At 35.9% G+C, this 19,337-nt stretch carries 15 protein-coding genes, 5 tRNA genes and 1 pseudogene; 9 read left to right on the top strand and 12 right to left on the bottom strand.

Annotated features, from left to right (window positions below):
* Positions 1-412: 412 nt before the first annotated feature.
* The 11 genes from KO509_RS17125 to lolB all read right to left on the bottom strand — a co-directional run bounded on the left by KO509_RS17125 (position 413) and on the right by lolB (position 6,581).
* A tRNA-Leu gene (locus KO509_RS17125) sits at positions 413-497 on the bottom strand.
* Between the two features lie 43 nt (positions 498-540).
* Positions 541-615: transfer RNA gene (locus KO509_RS17120), tRNA-Gln, on the bottom strand.
* A gap of 130 nt (positions 616-745) precedes the next feature.
* Positions 746-820, bottom strand: a tRNA-Gln gene (locus tag KO509_RS17115).
* Positions 821-845: 25 nt separating this feature from the next.
* Positions 846-930 (bottom strand) — tRNA-Leu (locus KO509_RS17110).
* Between the two features lie 41 nt (positions 931-971).
* A tRNA-Met gene (locus tag KO509_RS17105) sits at positions 972-1,048 on the bottom strand.
* Between the two features lie 182 nt (positions 1,049-1,230).
* On the bottom strand, positions 1,231-2,322 hold the full coding sequence (ychF, locus tag KO509_RS17100; protein ID WP_215974479.1) for a redox-regulated ATPase YchF: 1,092 nt from the start codon (positions 2,320-2,322) through the stop codon (positions 1,231-1,233).
* Between the two features lie 87 nt (positions 2,323-2,409).
* Positions 2,410-2,994, bottom strand: coding sequence for an aminoacyl-tRNA hydrolase (pth, locus tag KO509_RS17095; RefSeq protein WP_215974478.1), 585 nt, complete (start codon positions 2,992-2,994; stop codon positions 2,410-2,412).
* Between the two features lie 47 nt (positions 2,995-3,041).
* Complete coding sequence (locus KO509_RS17090) at positions 3,042-3,671, bottom strand: 50S ribosomal protein L25/general stress protein Ctc (protein ID WP_215974482.1); 630 nt, start codon at positions 3,669-3,671, stop codon at positions 3,042-3,044.
* 239 nt (positions 3,672-3,910) lie between these two features.
* Positions 3,911-4,858 (bottom strand): ribose-phosphate pyrophosphokinase, encoded by a 948-nt coding sequence (locus tag KO509_RS17085; protein ID WP_215974477.1) that lies wholly within the window; start codon positions 4,856-4,858, stop codon positions 3,911-3,913.
* 90 nt (positions 4,859-4,948) lie between these two features.
* Positions 4,949-5,890: a 4-(cytidine 5'-diphospho)-2-C-methyl-D-erythritol kinase gene (ispE, locus tag KO509_RS17080; RefSeq protein ID WP_215974476.1), complete on the bottom strand. Its 942-nt coding sequence runs from the start codon at positions 5,888-5,890 to the stop codon at positions 4,949-4,951.
* Between the two features lie 46 nt (positions 5,891-5,936).
* Positions 5,937-6,581: a lipoprotein insertase outer membrane protein LolB gene (lolB, locus tag KO509_RS17075; RefSeq protein WP_215974475.1), complete on the bottom strand. Its 645-nt coding sequence runs from the start codon at positions 6,579-6,581 to the stop codon at positions 5,937-5,939.
* Between the two features lie 220 nt (positions 6,582-6,801).
* On the opposite strand from lolB, the gene hemA reads away from it, so the two are divergent.
* The 8 genes and pseudogenes from hemA (at position 6,802) to KO509_RS17035 (ending at position 14,447) form a co-directional block, all read left to right on the top strand.
* Positions 6,802-8,070 (top strand): glutamyl-tRNA reductase, encoded by a 1,269-nt coding sequence (gene hemA / locus KO509_RS17070; RefSeq protein WP_215974474.1) that lies wholly within the window; start codon positions 6,802-6,804, stop codon positions 8,068-8,070.
* A 166-nt stretch (positions 8,071-8,236) separates the two neighbouring features.
* Positions 8,237-9,325 (top strand): peptide chain release factor 1, encoded by a 1,089-nt coding sequence (gene prfA, locus KO509_RS17065; protein ID WP_215974473.1) that lies wholly within the window; start codon positions 8,237-8,239, stop codon positions 9,323-9,325.
* A 60-nt stretch (positions 9,326-9,385) separates the two neighbouring features.
* Positions 9,386-10,225 carry a peptide chain release factor N(5)-glutamine methyltransferase gene (prmC, locus tag KO509_RS17060; RefSeq protein WP_215974481.1) on the top strand — a complete coding sequence of 280 codons (840 nt, stop codon included), beginning with the start codon at positions 9,386-9,388 and terminating at the stop codon, positions 10,223-10,225.
* Positions 10,226-10,245: 20 nt separating this feature from the next.
* Positions 10,246-10,614, top strand: coding sequence for a SirB2 family protein (locus KO509_RS17055; RefSeq protein WP_215974472.1), 369 nt, complete (start codon positions 10,246-10,248; stop codon positions 10,612-10,614).
* 30 nt (positions 10,615-10,644) lie between these two features.
* On the top strand, positions 10,645-11,472 hold the full coding sequence (locus KO509_RS17050) for a tetratricopeptide repeat protein (RefSeq protein WP_215974471.1): 828 nt from the start codon (positions 10,645-10,647) through the stop codon (positions 11,470-11,472).
* A 52-nt stretch (positions 11,473-11,524) separates the two neighbouring features.
* Positions 11,525-12,781, top strand: coding sequence for a DUF819 family protein (locus KO509_RS17045; protein WP_215974470.1), 1,257 nt, complete (start codon positions 11,525-11,527; stop codon positions 12,779-12,781).
* An 84-nt stretch (positions 12,782-12,865) separates the two neighbouring features.
* On the top strand, positions 12,866-13,708 hold the full coding sequence (kdsA, locus tag KO509_RS17040; protein ID WP_215974469.1) for a 3-deoxy-8-phosphooctulonate synthase: 843 nt from the start codon (positions 12,866-12,868) through the stop codon (positions 13,706-13,708).
* A 181-nt stretch (positions 13,709-13,889) separates the two neighbouring features.
* Positions 13,890-14,447 (top strand): annotated as a pseudogene (locus KO509_RS17035) (GNAT family protein).
* Positions 14,448-14,719: 272 nt separating this feature from the next.
* Here KO509_RS17035 and KO509_RS17030 read toward each other — a convergent pair.
* Complete coding sequence (locus tag KO509_RS17030) at positions 14,720-15,694, bottom strand: integron integrase (RefSeq protein WP_252727690.1); 975 nt, start codon at positions 15,692-15,694, stop codon at positions 14,720-14,722.
* Positions 15,695-16,527: 833 nt separating this feature from the next.
* Here KO509_RS17030 and KO509_RS17025 point away from each other — a divergent pair.
* Positions 16,528-19,170 (top strand): TrlF family AAA-like ATPase, encoded by a 2,643-nt coding sequence (locus tag KO509_RS17025; RefSeq protein WP_215974468.1) that lies wholly within the window; start codon positions 16,528-16,530, stop codon positions 19,168-19,170.
* Positions 19,171-19,337: the final 167 nt, after the last annotated feature.

The raw sequence follows: 19,337 nt of genomic DNA, 5'->3' as shown, positions 1-19,337 counted from the left end.
GAACTCTCACATCTTGGAATACTGGAGCCTACTTTTCTAACAAGAGTAGCGCGTCTAGCTATTTCGTAAAAATATAAGTTTATAAGGATATAATTATAGAAGAGTATATAAATAGAATTTCAAATGGTACGGGTCAAGAGACTTGAACTCTCACATCTTGGAATACTGGAGCCTACTTTTCTAACAAGAGTAGCGCGTCTAGCTATTTCGTAAAAATATAAGTTTATAAGGATATAATTATAGAAGGGTATATAAATAGAATTTCAAATGGTACGGGTCAAGAGACTTGAACTCTCACATCTTGGAATACTGGAGCCTACTTTTCTAACAAGAGTAGCGCGTCTAGCTATTTCATAAAAATATAAGTTTATAAGAATTTAATAATAGAAAGGTGTATAAGTAAAATTTCAAATGGTACGGGTCAAGAGACTTGAACTCTCACATCTTGCGATACTGGAACCTAAATCCAGCGCGTCTACCAATTCCGCCAAACCCGCGTCACATGTAAGCTTTTTTAGAGGCTTAAACTCTTGAAGAAAATGGCAGGGATAAGAGGATTTGAACCTCTGAATGACGGGATCAAAACCCGCTGCCTTACCGCTTGGCTATATCCCTACAGGGGAGTAATTACATTTTATTTACTTAATAGATTTTAGTAAATTACAAAGATAAGAGGATTTGAACCTCTGACATCGATGCGGAGCAAAATCGTTTTTACAATTAACTCTTTACACTTTTAAGTAAATGGCAGGGATAAGAGGATTTGAACCTCTGAATGACGGGATCAAAACCCGCTGCCTTACCGCTTGGCTATATCCCTGCAATGTATTTACTTGTATAAAAAATGGTACGGGTCAAGAGACTTGAACTCTCACATCTTGCGATACTGGAACCTAAATCCAGCGCGTCTACCAATTCCGCCAAACCCGCACAATATTTTCTATACTTCACAAAACCGAAGTAAAGTGAAATGGTGGCTACACCGGGACTCGAACCTGGGACCCCATCATTATGAGTGATGTGCTCTAACCAACTGAGCTATGTAGCCATTCCATCTTGCCTCTCAGCAAGTGGCGCGTATTATGCTAATCTGATTGGCATCCGTCAACCGTTTTTTTTAAAAAAACACAGTTTTTTGTTTGTTTGGCTAATGGATGCGCAATTTGATCGTTAACTACACAGAAAAATGTATATATAACGGATAAGCCGCAAAAATTGTACTTACTTTATTTACACGTTAAAACGGAAATGAACCACATCACCATCTTTAACTAAGTAATCTTTACCTTCAAGTCGCCACTTTCCTGCTTCTTTCGCACCAGATTCGCCATTGAACTCAATAAAATGCTCAAATGCGATAACTTCTGCACGAATAAAACCTTTTTCAAAGTCGGTATGAATAACGCCAGCAGCTTGTGGGGCAGTAGCATTCTGTTTAACAGTCCATGCACGAACTTCTTTTACACCAGCAGTAAAGTAAGTTTGCAAGTGTAATAATGAATACCCGGCATTAATAACACGATTTAATCCTGGTTCTTCTAAACCCAGATCAGCCATAAACTCAATCCGGTCTTCATCTTCCATTCCAGATAATTCGCTTTCAATCTCAGCGCATACAGCAACTACAATAGCGCCTTCTGCATCGGCAATCTTTTGAACTTGTTCAAGGTAAGGATTATTTTCAAAACCGTCATCATTAACATTAGCGATATACATAGTAGGCTTAATTGTTAAAAAGTTTAAATATTCAATTGCAGCCTTTTCCTCTTTAGATAATTCTAAAGAACGAAGCATATTACCTTCTTCAACGTGTTTTAATACTTTTTCTAATACTGGTATTTCAAACTTGGCATCTTTGTCTCCACCTTTCGCTTTTTTAGCTAAACGAAAAATAGCACGCTCTGCTGTGTCCATATCTGATAATGCTAATTCAGTATTAATAACATCTATATCATCAATAGGACTGACTTTATTAGCAACATGAATAATATTGTCATTTTCAAAACAACGTACTACATGGCCAATAGCATCAGTTTCACGGATGTTTGCTAGAAATTTGTTTCCTAAACCTTCACCTTTAGATGCACCAGCTACCAAACCAGCAATATCAACGAATTCCATAGTGGTTGGAAGTACGCGTTCTGGTTTTACAATAGCGCTAAGTTGATCAAGGCGAGGATCAGGTACGGGTACTACACCAGTATTTGGTTCAATAGTACAAAAAGGGAAGTTAGCAGCTTCAATACCTGCTTTGGTCAGTGCATTAAATAAAGTTGATTTTCCAACGTTGGGTAAGCCAACGATACCACATTTAAATCCCATAATTTTTACCTGTTTTGGTTGGTGTATATTTGATTGGTACGACAATAATTTATGTATTTAGTAAATTATTGTCAAAATAAGTTTGGATTACATCCCTTTAAAGGCATGTAAGCGTTGTTGGGCTTTATGTAAGCCTTCAGTCTGCCAAATATCAAAGCAACGACTTGCTTCATCAATAGCATTATCAATAAGGATTTGCTCGCTACTTGGTGCTTTACCGAGTACATGACCGGTAACTTTATCTCGATGACCAGGGTGACCGATACCAATACGTAAACGATAGAAATCTTTATTATTTGCCATACGCGCAATAATATCTTTTAAGCCATTATGACCACCATGACTACCACCTTGCTTTATTTTAATACAACCAGGAGACATATCTAATTCATCATGTGCAATAAGCATATTATCTACAGGGATACGAAAAAAATTTGCTAAAGGAGCAACAGATTGGCCACTTCGGTTCATAAAGGTAGTTGGAATGATTAAGTGAACTAGTTCACCACCAATTAATCCTTTACCATAAATGCCGGAGTATTTTTTTTCAGGGCGGAGGGTAATATTGTTGCGCTGTGCTAGTTCTTCTACAAACCAAACACCGGCATTGTGACGTGTTTTTGTATATTCGGGGCCAGGATTACCTAGCCCCGCAATCAACTTAATAGTCATATTAACTATTCATCTTTATGTTAAATAGCTAACTGAATAAATATTGATTATTCAGTAGCTGCATCTTCAGAAGCGGCTTCATCTTCGTCATCACTACTTTGCGCTTTAGCAGCGTTAGCAGTAACAACAGCTTGATCGTGAGCTTCGCCTTTTGCTAATTCATCTGATGTTACACCTTTAGGTAATTTAATGTCAGATAAATGTAGTGTTTGACCAACTTCTAAATCAGCTAGGTCAACTTCAACAAACTCAGGTAAATCTTTTGGTAAACAAGAAATAGCAATTTCTGTAACATGATGAGCTACAGTTGCACCAAGCTTAACAACGTTCTCTTCATTAAGGAAGTGAATCGGAGCGTTCGTATGGATAGCATGTTTTGCATCAATACGAATAAAATCTAAATGCATAATAATGTTTTTGTACGGGTGACGTTGCATATCTTTAATTAGACATTCAACAGGCTTGCCGTCAACATTTAATGTTAATACGTGAGAATAGAAAGCTTCTTCTAATTGAGCACGTAAAACATTTTTGTGTTCTAAAGTCAAAGAAATAGATTCTTTGCCTTCACCGTAAAGGATAGCAGGAACTTTATTCGCGTGACGTAGGCGGCGGCTCGCACCTTTCCCTAAGTCTGTACGTACTTCTGCATCCAAAGTAAATAAATCAGTCATGATATATACTCTTATATTGTATAAAAAATTTAATCTTGTTTTTTGCGACCAAAAACAAGGATGTTTGCTTTTTAACTCGTTTAATCGTTAATAAAGACGATTATCTAGATAAAAAGGCGCGGCATGATAACACTAGCCTTAGTGTAAAGCTATCAATTATTAACTCTGTTGTTAATTGATAATAAAAAAGCAGATATTAAAAAAATAATATCTGCTTTTTATATTCAATGGAGCACTAACTTTTAGTGATCAAACATCGCTGAAATCGATTCTTCGTTACATACACGACGAATGGCTTCACTTAACATACCGCTTAATGTTAATTGACGAACCATTTTAAGCTTTTTAATCTCTTCTGATAATGGAATTGAATCAGTTACAACAACTTCATCAATAACAGAATTTCTAAGATTTTCAGCAGCATTTCCTGATAAAACAGGATGAGTAGCATAAGCAATAACACGTTTTGCGCCATGTTCTTTTAATGCTTCTGCTGCTTTAGCTAATGTACCGCCGGTATCAATCATATCATCAACAATAATACAATCACGGCCTTCTACATCACCAATAATATGCATTACTTGTGCAACGTTAGCTTTCGGACGACGTTTATCGATAATCGCTAGGTCAGCATCATCAAGTAATTTGGCAACAGCACGAGCACGAACAACACCACCAATATCAGGAGAAACAACAACCGGGTTATCTAACTCACGGTTTTTCATATCTTCTAATAAAATAGGGGTACCAAAAGCATTATCAACAGGTACGTCGAAGAAGCCTTGAATTTGTTCTGCGTGTAAATCAACCGTTAATACACGGTCAACACCAACGCTTGATAAGAAATCAGCAACTACTTTTGCTGTAATTGGCACACGAGCACTACGTACACGTCTGTCTTGGCGAGCATAACCAAAATAAGGAATAACGGCAGTAATTCTGCCAGCTGATGCACGACGAAATGCATCGATCATCACAATTAATTCCATTAGGTTATTATTAGTAGGTGCACAGGTAGATTGAATGATAAAAACATCGCTACCGCGAACATTTTCATTTATTTCAAAACTTATTTCACCATCGCTAAAACTACCAATTTTGGCGTCGCCTAAAGTAATATATAAGCGATTTGCTATTTGCTTGGCCAGTTCAGGGGTGGCATTACCCGCAAAAATCTTCATGTCAGGCACAGTCAGTTCCTCAGAAACTTTTGACATTAATCGTAGTAGCTAAAATTCACGCGTATTGAGAGCGTTCATTCTAACAAATTATTTGATTCGTTATTTTTCTAAACTCTCGAAAACAGAAGTAAAGGGTGATTTATTAAGGCCTTGGGCAACAAAAGATTCTATCCCTAAAGGAAGTTTTTTTTGTAATTCAATGGCTTCTTTCTCACTAGAAAAACGTGAGAAAACACAAGCACCTGTTCCTGTCATTCTAGACGGTGCGTATTCTATCAACCAAGCTAGTAGCTTGGCAACCTCATCGTAATGTTTAATTACCATAATTTGACAATCGTTATGATACTTATCATCGTTAAATAAATCTTTATCACAATAGATTGAGTCAAAATTGTTAGCTGTTAATTTAGTTGTTTTTCTTGGTAAGTCGGGTGAGCTAAAAACACTGACAGTTGAAATACTGATGTTGGGTTTGCTGACTAAATACCAACATTCTTCAGGTGCTACAGGGGTTAGCTTTTCCCCAATCCCTTGAGCGAAGGCAGAAAATCCGTGTATAAAAATTGGTACATCAGCACCTAAAGTAACACCTAATTTTGCCAATTTATCGGTTGATAAATTACAATTCCAAAGGTCATTTAATGCCACTAAAATAGTTGCAGCATTTGATGAGCCGCCGCCTAAACCACCACCCATAGGTAGTTTTTTATCAATACGTATTTTTGCACCCAACGACTTTAATATAATGGCCTGTTGTTCGGACTCAGCTTGATTAATTACTTCTTTTTTAAGTAACAATGCTGCTTTTACAATTAAATTATCTTCATTTTTCACACCATCAATAGGTGTTAATAGATCAATCGTTGCGTCATCAGTAACTGATATTTCTATTGTGTCGCTATAATCCAGAAATTGAAATAATGTTTCTAGTTCATGATAACCATCGCTACGTTGCCCTACGACATGTAAAAATAAGTTAAGTTTTGCAGGTGATGGAAAGGCCAAGAATTTATTTGAGCATTTATTAATACTATTGTTCATTGATATTGACTTAGATTTAGAAGCTAAAGGAAGTTAAATAGGATAATTAATCAATAAAACGCCAGTTTTTAACGGCTATTTTTATTAATAAGTTATCTTTTTCTATCGTAAATTGAGTGGCCATGTTTATGTTATTAAAATATTCATAGTTAGCGTATGTTATTTGCCATAATTCGTTATTGTAATAACTTGATATACTTACAGGTAAACGTGTAATTTCATTAATTTGAAGCTTGTCATCTGCTTGATATGGTAAGCCTTTTAACCAAAAGTTTAATGCTTGTGTCGGTAAAGTTAGGCCGGTTAGAGAATATATTAAGTTTGATAAATTTGTACCTCGATACTCTTTACCGTCGACTTTAATTAAATGTTGATTTTTATTAGATTTTAGATGAAGAACATTAATGCCTAAGTAACTCGTTAAATTCAATTCTTGTGTGTGTTGCTTTTCATTTACTTGCCAAATTAATGAGGCGCTTTCACGTTTACTTTTGTTTTGTAGCTGTTGAATAAAGGCTATTTTCCCGTTTAATTGCCATGCACTTTTGCTCAATAGTTGGGCTGTTCTTTGCTGTTCTGTCATTATTTCATGGTGACTTTGTGATGGTGTAATAGGCTTAGTGGCACAGCCGGAGACGAGGAAACTGATAAGCAATAGTATTCTGAATAATGAAGGAGATAATCTTAACATTTTTTATAGCGCCACTAAAAATAGATAAGTATTTGAACACAGCAATTTATGCAATTCAACAAGATAACTTTTTTTACTCTGTGCAATTCCTTTTAATTAGCGCGGTTATTTTGTAAAATATTCATTATTATTGTGATATTTATCACAGATCATATTTTAAAAGTGACGTTTGCATTATACTTACGTCGTTACTAAGTAAAATATCAATAGGTTTATTACATTGTCCATAGTTGCTGTTGGAATTAATCACAAAACTGCCCCTGTTGCGGTAAGAGAGAAAATATCTTTCAACCCAGATAGGCTTTCTGCTGCCTTACAAGAAATGTTATCAGCAGTAGGGTGCCGTGAAGTCGCTATTTTATCGACTTGCAATCGAACTGAGCTATATATTGTGCAAGAGGGAGATTTTAAAGTAACTCAAGCACGCTTAGTTGAATGGCTAGAAAGTTATCACAATGTTCCTGCTTCTATTATTTTACCTAGTCTCTATTGGCATCAGGATAAACATGCTGTTAATCATATGATGCGAGTCGCATGTGGCTTAGATTCTTTAGTATTAGGTGAGCCTCAAATTCTAGGGCAAATGAAACAAGCCTATAGCCAAGCTAAGGCTGCCGGCTCTATGGCCTTAGTAATGGACAGACTATTTCAACGTACTTTTGGTGTGGCGAAACAAGTCCGTACAGATACAGAGATTGGTGCAAGTGCTGTTTCTGTTGCCTTTGCCAGTGTTAATTTAGCTAAACATATTTTTGCCAGCTTAAGTAAAACCAAAGTTTTACTTGTTGGTGCAGGTGAAACAATAGAGTTAGTTGCTAAACATTTATATGAAAATAACGTAGGAAAAATTACGGTTGCTAATCGTACTATTGAACGCGCTGAAGTAATGGCGAAGAAAATTGGTGCTGAAGTTATTACGCTAGCACAAATTCCTGAACACATGTGTCGAGCAGATATTGTTATTAGCTCAACAGGCTCTACTTTGCCAATTATTGGTAAAGGTATGGTTGAACAAGCCATTGCGAAAAGGCGTCATCAACCTATTTTTATGGTTGATTTAGCGGTACCTCGAGACATAGAAGAGCAAGTAGGTGATTTAGATGATGTGTTTTTATATACCGTTGATGACTTGCAAAGCATTATTGCGCAAAATTTAGAGAATCGTCGTAAAGCTGCCGTGGAAGCAGAAAGTATTGTTGATAATCAATCTGATGTCTTTATGTCGTGGCTTCGAGGGTTAAATACTCAAGATACCGTGATTAATTTTAGACAACAGTGTTTACGTGAGCGTGATCAACTACTTGAAAAAGCATTGATACAATTAAAAAGTGGTAAAAATTCAGAAGCCGTTATCGGTGAATTAGCGACTAAATTAACGAATAAATTTATGCATGCGCCGACGAGTGCCCTACAATCGGCTGCACAAGGCGGTGAATTAGATAAGTTAATTTATCTTCGCGACATATTTAATATCGACAATTCAGAGTAGGTTTCAACGTCATAAGTTGTAAGGTACATCTGATAGTAAAACTAATCCTCTCTGACAATAAACTAGCTGCTGTAGAAAAATAATGTCTGTGCTAGAATAACCTCAGTTTAGTTTTCCTTAGTTTAAAACCTAGTGTAAACCCCCTTTTATAAGAAAGATTATTTTAATGAAATCGTCCGTTTATCAAAAACTTGAAGCTTTAGCTGAGCGCTTTGAAGAAGTTCAAGCCTTATTATCCGATCCTGAAACTATTAGTGATCAAGAAAAATTTCGTGCTTTATCACAAGAATTCAAACGTTTGGATGAAGTAACCTCCGTATTTCATCAATACCAAACTGCAGAAGATGATTTTGCCACTGCAGAATTAATGCTTAAAGATGATGATCCTGATATGCGTGAAATGGCGCAAGAAGAATTTAAAGAAGCTAAAAAGGCTGTTACCGATCTAGCTGAAGAATTACAAATTCTCTTACTACCACGTGATCCTAATGATGATAATAACTGTTTTGTTGAGATTCGCGCTGGTGCCGGTGGTGATGAAGCGGCTATTTTTGCGGGTGATTTATTTCGTATGTACAGTCGTTATGCTGAAAAGCAAGGTTGGAAAATTGAAGTAATGAATACCAACGAAAGTGAGCAGGGCGGTTATAAAGAATTAATTATGAAAATTAATGGTGAAGGTGTTTATGGACACATGAAATTTGAATCCGGTGGTCACCGTGTTCAACGTGTTCCTGAAACTGAATCTCAAGGTCGAGTCCACACGTCAGCATGTACCGTAGTTGTTATGCCGGAAATTCCTGAGTCGCAAGCCATAGAAATTAATAAAGCTGATTTAAAAGTTGATACTTTTAGAGCGTCAGGAGCGGGTGGTCAGCATGTTAACAAAACTGATTCAGCAATTCGTATTACGCATATTCCTTCTGGTGTTGTGGTTGAATGTCAAGATCAGCGCTCGCAACATAAAAACCGTGCTCAAGCTATGTCTGTATTACAAGCAAGGTTACAACAAGCTGAAGATGAGAAGCGTCGTAGTGAAGAAGAGTCTTCTCGTCGTAACTTAGTAGCAAGTGGTGACCGTTCTGAGCGTATTAGAACGTATAACTTTCCTCAAGGCCGCATGAGTGATCACCGTATTAATTTAACTCTATACCGTTTAAATGAAATTATGGAAGGTAGTCTACAGTTGATTATGGAGCCTATTATGCAAGAAAATCAAGCTGATTTATTGGCTGAGCTTGCTGAGCAACATTAATCTGTGGCTAATTTATTATCATCGGCGTCCTACCAAGTACGATTAATTGGTGATAACACGATTGCTAATTTAATTAAGCAAGGCTATGCACTGTTAGAAGAAACTTCTGATAGTGCCAAGCTTGATGTCGAAATTTTATTATCTTTTGTCCTTAATAAAGACCGTAGTTATTTACTTACTTGGCCTGATAAATTACTAAGTGATGAGCAATTACATTCATTTCTACAGATACTCGTTCGTCGTATTCAAGGCGAGCCAATAGCGTACATTACAGGTATGAAAGAGTTTTGGTCATTACCTTTATCTGTATCTAAAGCAACACTTATTCCTCGACCCGATACTGAAACCTTGGTTGAATCAGTGCTTGAGCAATTTCAGAATAAAGAAAACATTCGTTGCCTTGATCTAGGTACAGGCACTGGGGCTATTGCATTAGCTTTAGCAAGTGAAAACCCAACATGGAATGTCAGTGGCCTTGATTTTAATATGGAAGCGGTAACGCTAGCACAACTTAATGCAAAGAACTGTCAATTACCACAGGTCACTTTCTTTCAAAGTGATTGGTTCTCTAATGTAGAGGCAAATAAAAAATTTGATTTAATTGTTTCAAATCCACCTTATATTGATGGCGATGATCATAATTTAACACAAGGTGATGTTCGCTTTGAACCGGACTCTGCACTTATTGCTAAGGAGAATGGTTTGGCTGATATAAAGCATATTGCGACACTAGCACGTAGCTTTTTAACGGTGAAAGGACAATTATTTTTTGAACATGGTTTTGCTCAAGGAGAGGACGTTAGAAATATATTAACTGGATTAGGCTTTGATAATCCGAAAACAGAACAGGATTTAAATGGCCATGATCGTATTACATGGGCTACTTTTTTAAATAAATAAAATAATAACAGGAGTTAATTATGTTTAAACATATACATATGACCTTAGCAGTAGTGAGTATAAGTTTTTTAACTTTACGCTTTATATGGTTACTAGCTAATTCACCTAAATTGCAAGCTAAGTGGGTAAAAATCACCCCCCATATTATTGATACATTATTGCTAACGCTTGGCGTAATTATGGCTGTTCAATATTCAATTAACCCGTTTGAGCAGTTATGGTTAGGAGAAAAATTATTAGCAATAGTTGCCTATATATTCACGGGTTATTATGCGCTGAAGCTTGCTAGAAATAAATTTATGCGAATTTTAGGTTACTTTGGTGCTGTTGGATGGTTTATGTTAATAATGAAACTAGCCATGACACGCGAAGCAATTTTTTTCTTATAATAATACTAATAACACTACTAATTAAACATTATGAATACATTGTTGCTTTCCGAAATTCAATCTCAAGAAAAAGATTTATTAGAAACACTGGTGTTACTTGAAGATTATATTTTTAAGGTTAACTCAGCTGAACAGTTTATAAGTAGTTTTGATCCGTCACTTGATACTTTAGAAACTATTATTGAACAATGCCAAGCTGTTATTGCCGAAATTGTATCGCCTTTAGATAAAAGTGAAGTGTTAATGAATGAACTTTTCTATCAACACCTATTTATTGATAATCATAAAAAACATTGGCCGATAAGCGCTTTTAAAGTGGCAGCTAGTTTAAATCAACGTTCAATGTCGCCTATTGTTAAAGCAGTTCTTCTTTGCGAAATTATCAATGCTTGCGATTTTAGTGCTGATATAGTTTTTGTACCAAATAAAGTTATGGTTCGTCTTTGTTGTGATGAGCAATATGCTATTATTTTTGATCCTGTTACAGGAGAATCTTTAGATTGGCACGAACTTGATTTACGTCTTGAAGAGCTTGAGGGGGACCCTAGTCAACATGAATTTTCTAGCATGAATAGAGAAGCCATTTTGGCAGAGCATTTAAGTGCATTAAAGAATGCTTTAATTCGTGATAAGGCTTTTGAACAAGCATTATCATGTGTTGATTTATTACTGTCATTAAATCCTGACGATCCACTTCAACGCCGTGATCGTGGCTTTTTGCTTCACCAGTTAGATTGCTTTAAAGTAGCGGTTGATGATTATCGTTATTTTGTTGAGAAGTGTCCAAAAGATCCCGCGGCACAATTATTAAAAGCGCAACTTGATAACATTACATTAAGTGAAACTACTTTTCATTAATCCCTTTTATTTATAAATAGCTATTTATACAGTTAAAAAAATAGGAAAATAAATGTCTACCTCTTTGGCTATGCCACTAATAACAAATGATGCCGTTGTATTAGGTTTACTTTCGCTGATTTTAGGTTTTATTTTTTATACTTCCAATAGTCAACATCCTGTTTGGAAGAAGTTTTATCAATATGTACCCGCATTATTGCTTTGTTATTTACTTCCTTCATTATTGAATACTTTTGGTATTGTTAGTGCCCAAGTCAGTAGCGTTGATGATATTGCAAAATATTATTTATTACCTGCTTGCTTAGTTTTATTAACACTAAGTATTGATATTAAAGCGATTGCAGCGCTCGGTAATAAAGCAATTATTATGTTTCTTACAGGTACTGTTGGTATTGTTATTGGTGGACCGATAGCCTTATTAGCAGTGTCTGCCGTTTGGCCTGAATTAATAGGTGTAACTGGCCCTGATGCAGTATGGCGTGGTATGGCTTCATTAGCTGGTAGTTGGATTGGTGGCGGTGCAAATATGCTTGCTATGAAAGAAATTTATGGTGCTGACGGTAAAATATTTACCATCATGGTAACCGTTGATATTGTTGTTGCTAATCTATGGACGGCTTGTTTGCTTTATTTTGCTGCTAACCATAAGCGTATTGATGCGAAAAGTGGTGCTGATACCTCGGGCATTGATAGACTCATTGATAAAGTTGAACATTTTGAACGCAATAATGCCAGACGATTTGAGTTAAAAGATCTGATGCTTATTATTGCTATTGGCTTTGGTGCTACCGGTGTCGCTCATTTTGCTGCAGACATATTAGTACCTTTTTTCACAACGAATTACCCAGAATTAGAAAAATTCAGCTTACACAGTAAATTGTTCTGGGTTATTGTTTTAGTAACGGCCATTGGCTTAACATTATCTTTTACTAAAGCCAGACAACTTGAAGCGGCTGGCGCATCAAAAATAGGTAGTAGCTTTCTTTATATACTAGTTGCGACTATTGGTTTACATATGGATGTTACACAAGTGGTTGAAGCACCAAAATATGTTGTTATCGGCCTAATCTGGATGGCAATACATGTCATTTTATTGTTAATTGTTGGTCGAATGATCAAAGCGCCTATATTCTATTTAGCCGTAGGTAGCCAAGCGAATGTTGGTGGAGCTGCTTCTGCTCCTGTTATTGCTTCGGCATTTCATCCTTCATTAGCACCTGTTGGGGTGTTATTAGCGGTATTAGGTTATGTTTTAGGTACCTATATGGCGTGGATGTGTGGACAATTGCTACGTATTATTGGCAGTTAACGTGTAAAATTTTATTTTGTATTTTTATTTTATAGATAACATTTTTAAATCGATTTTTTATTAGATTCTTTATTAGGAAGTATAATGACAATAAAGTCAGTTAAAGTAAGTGGTATTGATGTAGCCAATGATAAACCATTTGTACTATTTGGTGGTATGAACGTACTTGAATCTCGTGACTTAGCCATGAAAATTGCGGAGCATTATGTTGAAGTAACGCAGAAATTAAATATTCCATATGTATTTAAAGCCTCATTTGATAAAGCTAACCGTTCTTCAGTTAACTCTTATAGAGGGCCAGGTTTAGAGGAAGGTTTGAAAATATTTGAAGAAATTAAATCAACGTTTAATGTGCCAATTATCACTGATGTTCATGAGCCTTACCAAGCACAACCGGTAAGTGAAGTTGTTGATGTTATTCAACTACCAGCTTTTCTTGCCCGACAAACAGATTTGGTTGTTGCTATGGCTAAAACGGGTGCTGTAATTAATGTGAAGAAACCACAATTTCTAGCTGCTCATGAAATGAAGCATATTATTACTAAGTTTGGCGAAGCTGGTAACGAAAATATTTTACTTTGCGAGCGCGGTAGTTGTTACGGCTATAACAACCTTGTTGTTGATATGTTAGCAATGGATGAAATGCGAAGCTATGCCCCTGTTATTTTTGATGCAACGCATTCATTACAAAAACCAGGTGGTAGAAGTGATAGTGCTGACGGACGTCGTGCACAAGCGGCTCAATTAACACGTAGCGGTATGGCAATTGGTATTGCAGGTTTGTTTATAGAAGCGCATCCAGATCCATCAGCTGCTAAATGTGATGGTCCTTGTGCATTACCACTTGATAAACTTGAACCTTACTTAGCGCAAATGAAAGCGATTGACGATTTAGTAAAAGGGTTTGCCCCATTAATCACTGATTAATTTTGTTACTAATACAGTGACGGTCATAATAAAAAGCCAGAAGCGTTTGCTTCTGGCTTTTTATTGTTTCTAATCCGTTGAAGTTATGAGATATTAATTCGAGCTAAATAAAAACTAAATAAGAATTATGAAACGGACATTATATACATAATAAGCAGTTATATTTTACAGAGGATTTAGGTTGTCATTCCCAACTTTAGAGACAAATCGCTTAAGGTTAGATCAATTATCAAAAGAAGATTCAAATAGTTTGTTTGAGTTGTTCTCGGACAATGCCGTTGTCGAATATTATGATTTAAAGGCATTTACTGAATTGTCACAAGCAAGCCACTTGATTGAGTTTTTTAACGCTCGTTTTAAAGAAAACTCAGGCATTCGTTGGGCTATTCGCCTTAAAGAAACAAATCAACTTATCGGCACTTGCGGCTTTAATAGTTGGAGCCTTAAAATGAAAAACGCGGTTCTTGGATATGATTTACTGCCTAAATATTGGAATAAGGGTTTTACCACTGAAGCAGTTCATCGAATAGTTCAAGCAGCATTTTCAGGTGACTTATCTTGCGGGAAACTTAATCGTATATAAGGCGATACTGTTCCAGGAAACTTAGCATCTGAATCACTCCTTATAAAAGTTGGGTTCAAAGAGGAAGGTATTAGGCGTCAAAGTGGTTACTGGAAAAACCAGTTTCATGACCTCAAATGCTTTGGGTTAATTCAGTCCGAGTACTGTGAAATATAAGAGTGACAATTTAACGAGGCCACTTGCTTATAAAGCATGAGTTGAAATGTCAGTGTTGTTCAAATTTGGGTGACTGTCTTTTATAATTTCTGTGGAGTATTTTTATGAGGGATCAAAGCAGGCTTAAATTGTAAGCTATAAGCCTGATGTGACCTCGTAAAAGTAGTGAAAAATCTGGGTTTCCACTGGAAAAAGGTTAGGTTTTGGGATTGATTTTGTAGTTTTAAAATCAATGTCACCGACCCCGTTGATTTAGTTGTGATTACTTACACTTAAATTTTATGACGAATGTTGTCAAATGGACTAACCGTTCCGGCATGCCTTTCACCAATGACGTGCGTGTAAATCTCAGTTGTTCTTAAGTCAGAATGCCCAAGTAGTGTTTGCACTGTTCTGATGTCCGCTCCATTAAGTAATAAAGCCGTTGCAAAGCTATGACGAAACGTGTGTGCTGATACTTTCTTAGGAATCTTTGCTTTTATAACGGCTTGTCGTAAATGTCGAGTTAACGTTGATGGATGAATATGGTGGCGACAAATATATCCATCGATAGGATGTTCACAACGAGTGGAGGAAGGGAAAATATATTGCCATGCATAATCTTTCATTGCTGCTTTATATTTTCTATGTAGTGAAGCTGGCACCGATGTTAAACCAAATCCATCAAGTAAATCTTGTTTGTGTATAACTTCAACATGATTTATTTGATTTGTAATTATTTCATTAAGCGCTTTAGGTAATATTGTTAACCTATCTTTTTGACCTTTTCCCCTAAAAATAAATATAGTTTGATTTGAAAAGTCGATATCTTTTATTCGTAACCTCAATACTTCATTCAACCGTAAACCCGAACCATACAAAATAGAAACAATTAATTGATAGGGCATTTTTAAGTTAGCAATAATAGCAGCTACTTCATTTGAAGAAAGCACCGTTGGAATATTTTTAGGACGTTTAGCGTATGAAAAAATTAAACCATCAAATTGTTGATCTAACATGTGCTTATACATGAAAACTAACGCGCATAAAGCTTGATTTTGTGTGGCTGCACTAACACCGTGATTGACCGCTAAATGAGTTAAAAAGTGATTTATTTCTGCTGCGCCCAACTCTTTTGGGTGACGTTTATCATTAAACATAATGAAAAATTTAACCCAATATAAGTAACTCTTTTCTGTTTGTAAGCTATAGCGTTTAACGCGAATTACATCTCGAAGAGATTGTAAAAAAGGAGATTTGATGATCATAAAAAACACCTCAATCAACTGTATGTACATACAGTTATAATGGTTTTTCCCCAAAAACGCAATTTTTTGTGTAGAAAGTGAGCATTAATATGCTCACTTTCTACATAGATAAATTTATAATTAATTGATTTGTGACGTTTATTTTTTAATACTTGCGTCATACTCAGCACAAGATAGTTGAGTATGACGCAGTGCTTAGTTTCTACAAACCTAACGTTTAAAATTACATGGCTTATTTAGTTATAAAACTTTGACAGTTAATGATTTAATCATTATTGTTTGTGTTAATTTTTAACCCCATAATTCGTTACTATCGTGAATTATGGATAATATACTGTTAGTTGCTAAAGGGATTTATGCGTACTCTTCAAATTTTAGGATTCATATCGGCAGTAGCAGGAATATTATTAACTTATGTTTTCTTGGCTCCAATCGAATCCGATACTTCCGCATCAGCGGCTGGTGGATCAGGAATTGGTCTTATGTTTATTGTGTTTCCTATCTTGTGCTTCTCCGCTTTAGCATTAATTCCATCATCGATAGTGCTACTAAATACAAAAATTCGGGTTAATAATTACTTTTCAGGTAAGTTCTGGCATTGTTTATGGGGTCTAAATAGTATAATTTCTATATCCTATCTATTTGTTATAATTTATTTTTGTTACCTATTTCTGGCTCAGAGTACTAGCAACTAACAAGCAAATCAACAGGACTAAAAACAGCTGGTTTTGCTCCTGCGTCGCTATTTTACCAGCTATTTTTAGCCCGTTATTTGGGCGTTAGTGTTCAATTTTCGTTACAGTCGCAAATATAGGTATATATCAGGAATTATTATGGAAGATGTTAAAAAGAATCCCTTTGATAATGGAAATACTTGGGTAAGGGCTGATTTTCACCTCCATACCAATGCAGATAAAGAGTTTAAGTATACTGGAGAGGAAAACTCTTTTACTACTGATTATGTCACCAAATTAAAAATGGAGGGAATTAAGATTGGTGTAATTACTAATCACAATAAATTTGTATTAGAAGAATTTAAAGCATTAAGAAAGAAAGCCAAAAAATTAGGAATAGGTCTATTGCCAGGAGTAGAGCTTTCTGTAAATGATGGCGCGAATGGAATTCATGTACTTGTTGTTTTCTCGGATGAATGGATTTCAAATGGCCAAGATTATATTAATAACTTTCTAAATGTGACTTTTTCAGGAAGAACTCCTTCGCAGTATGAGCAAGAGAACGCTAGATCTAACGATGATCTGATAGAAACTTTAAAAAAATTAGATTCATATAATAAAAACTTTTTCATAGTATTTGCGCATGTAGAAGCACCGAGCGGCCTTTGGAAAGAGGTTGCTGGTGGAAGAATGGAAGAAATGGCTAAAGAACCCTTAGTTAAGAAATATTGCAAAGGGTTTCAGAAAGTTAGAACTATTGATAATCCAGAAAAGGTGAGTAGGTCAAAAGTATCCTCATGGTGGAAGGAGTCCTACCCTTCTGAAGTAGAGGGTTCTGACCCTAAGCAAATTTCGGAAATAGGAAGAGGCGAAAAATGCTTTATAAATATTGGTGATTTTTCTTTTGACGCTGTCCAGTATGCACTTTCAGATCATAAATTTAGAGTTTCTTCAGATATAAAGGGTATTAGGCATTCTTATATAAAAAGTGTTCGCTATGATGGTGGTCTGTTGGATGGTGTTAAAATCCCATTATCTTCTGGCTTGAATTGTTTTATTGGTATTCGCGGTAGTGGTAAATCTTCAATTCTAGAAAGTTTACGTTATGGTCTAGATATCCCGATGGGGGATACTCCTCAAGATAAAAAATATAAAGAATCGCTTCTACCTCATATATTAAAAAGCGGAGGAAAAATAACAATAGAAGCTGTTGACAAACATGGTGATGTTTATGAAATCTCAAGAATTTTAAATAGTTCGCCAGATGTTCATCAGAATGGTAAGCATGTTCCTGATGTGAAAATACTAGGTGCAATTGTTAATAATCCACTCTATTTTGGGCAAAAAGATTTAGCTTCAGCTGGCGATGGGTTTGGCCATGATTTAGTAGAGAAGATTGTAAGGGAAGAATTGGTTGACGTTAGAAAAAATATTAACCTGAAACAGATGGAGGTTCGAAATTGTATTGAAGATTTATCGACTGTAGAGGAGGATGCAGAACAGCTGGCCAAGGATAAGGAAGACTTAACAACTATAAAGTTTCAGATCAAAAAATTAGACAGTCATGGCGTTAAAGAGAAACTAACTAAACAAGTTGACTATGATAGTGACACTCAATACTTCGGCGAAGTGGAGAAAGCGGTTACGGAAGGGAAAGAATCTTTGTTTGAAGCTAGAGATAACCTTTTGAGCACTCTAAAGGGGATTGAGAAGAAAGAATCAACAACCAATCAAGCAAAAATAAATAGTCTCATCGAAAAAGTCAAAGAACTAGAAGGCCTTGTGAATGCATCAGCACCTTGCTTCGATAAAATCGAGAAAGCTATTAGTGAAATATCTAAAGCTAAAAATCTAATCGAAAATGAAAAAAGTAGTTTAAAAGAAAGCTTTGCTGAAATTGAGAGAGGTTTAGTCAAAGAGCTTGAAGAACAAGGTGTCTATACAGTTAAGCCGGATGAATACTTAGAGCTTTCAAATAAGAAGGCTGAATTGGATATCAGTATTGCTGATCTGGAAAAAAGAACAGGGACCTTAAATGAAAAGAAAGTTCGTTTGTTGACCTCACTTAGTGAGTTAGGTGCAGCTTGGCACGATGAATTCAAAATCATAGAAAAAGCGCTTGGGAAGATAAATAGTGCTCAGCAATCTCTAGTAATAAATTCAATTTTTAAAGGTGACAAGACTGCCTTTTCTGCGAAACTGGAGGAGTATTTAAGAGGGCATAATATACGAAAAGAGACCTATTTAACTATTTCTAACAACTATTCAGACTTTACGGAAGTTTATAAAAATATTGATGCTGCTAAGTTGGAAGCAAAAAGTAAAAGTGAGGATTTTAAAACACAATTTTTGGCTTCAATAAAAGACCTTCTGACTTGTCAGATTCCCAATAAGTATGATGTTAAATATAGAGGAAAACCACTTCGATCCCATTCTCTTGGTCAGCGAGCCTCGGCTATGATGCTTTTTATATTAAGTCAGAATGACAATGATTTACTTCTGATTGACCAACCTGAAGATGATCTTGATAATCAAACAATATACGAAGATGTAGTAAAGCTAGTTCGAACAATGAAGCCGAAACAGCAATTTATATTTGCTACCCATAATGCTAACTTCCCTGTTTTAGGCGACTCTGATCAATTAGTTGCGTGTGAGCTGAGTGAAGGCAAAATTGATTTGCATGTTGGTTCAATTGACAACAAAATATCTCAGCAGAAAATTGTGAAGGTGATGGAAGGTGGCGCCGAAGCATTTAATCGTCGGAAATCTATCTACCACATATGGAGAGCTGATGTTTAAAACACTAACAAGTCACTGCACTCGGAAACTTTACTCGCTTCGCTCCCAAAATTCCGGTGAGTGAGGCGTTGAGGCTGTAGAATTTCTCCAAAAAGACGTATTTACGTCTTTTTTTATATTTCCTCAATTGTTTGTTTTTTAAGCTTGAAGCAAGTTCCTCGCTGTGA

Origin of the sequence: Colwellia sp. C2M11 (assembly GCF_018860915.1) — a bacterium.
GTDB lineage: Bacteria > Pseudomonadota > Gammaproteobacteria > Enterobacterales > Alteromonadaceae > Colwellia.
Note: the sequence above shows the minus strand (reverse complement) of the source record. Positions and strands in the feature narration are given on the sequence as shown.

Excerpts from the sequence above, each read along its gene's own strand:
- ychF (WP_215974479.1), bottom strand. The coding sequence starts at position 2,322 with ATGGGATTTAAATGTGGTATCGTTGGCTTACCCAACGTTGGAAAATCA.
- pth (WP_215974478.1), bottom strand. The coding sequence starts at position 2,994 with ATGACTATTAAGTTGATTGCGGGGCTAGGTAATCCTGGCCCCGAATAT.
- ispE (WP_215974476.1), bottom strand. The coding sequence starts at position 5,890 with ATGAACAATAGTATTAATAAATGCTCAAATAAATTCTTGGCCTTTCCA.
- lolB (WP_215974475.1), bottom strand. The coding sequence starts at position 6,581 with ATGTTAAGATTATCTCCTTCATTATTCAGAATACTATTGCTTATCAGT.
- prfA (WP_215974473.1), top strand. The coding sequence starts at position 8,237 with ATGAAATCGTCCGTTTATCAAAAACTTGAAGCTTTAGCTGAGCGCTTT.
- KO509_RS17055 (WP_215974472.1), top strand. The coding sequence starts at position 10,246 with ATGTTTAAACATATACATATGACCTTAGCAGTAGTGAGTATAAGTTTT.
- KO509_RS17050 (WP_215974471.1), top strand. The coding sequence starts at position 10,645 with ATGAATACATTGTTGCTTTCCGAAATTCAATCTCAAGAAAAAGATTTA.
- KO509_RS17045 (WP_215974470.1), top strand. The coding sequence starts at position 11,525 with ATGTCTACCTCTTTGGCTATGCCACTAATAACAAATGATGCCGTTGTA.
- kdsA (WP_215974469.1), top strand. The coding sequence starts at position 12,866 with ATGACAATAAAGTCAGTTAAAGTAAGTGGTATTGATGTAGCCAATGAT.
- KO509_RS17030 (WP_252727690.1), bottom strand. The coding sequence starts at position 15,694 with ATGATCATCAAATCTCCTTTTTTACAATCTCTTCGAGATGTAATTCGC.
- KO509_RS17025 (WP_215974468.1), top strand. The coding sequence starts at position 16,528 with ATGGAAGATGTTAAAAAGAATCCCTTTGATAATGGAAATACTTGGGTA.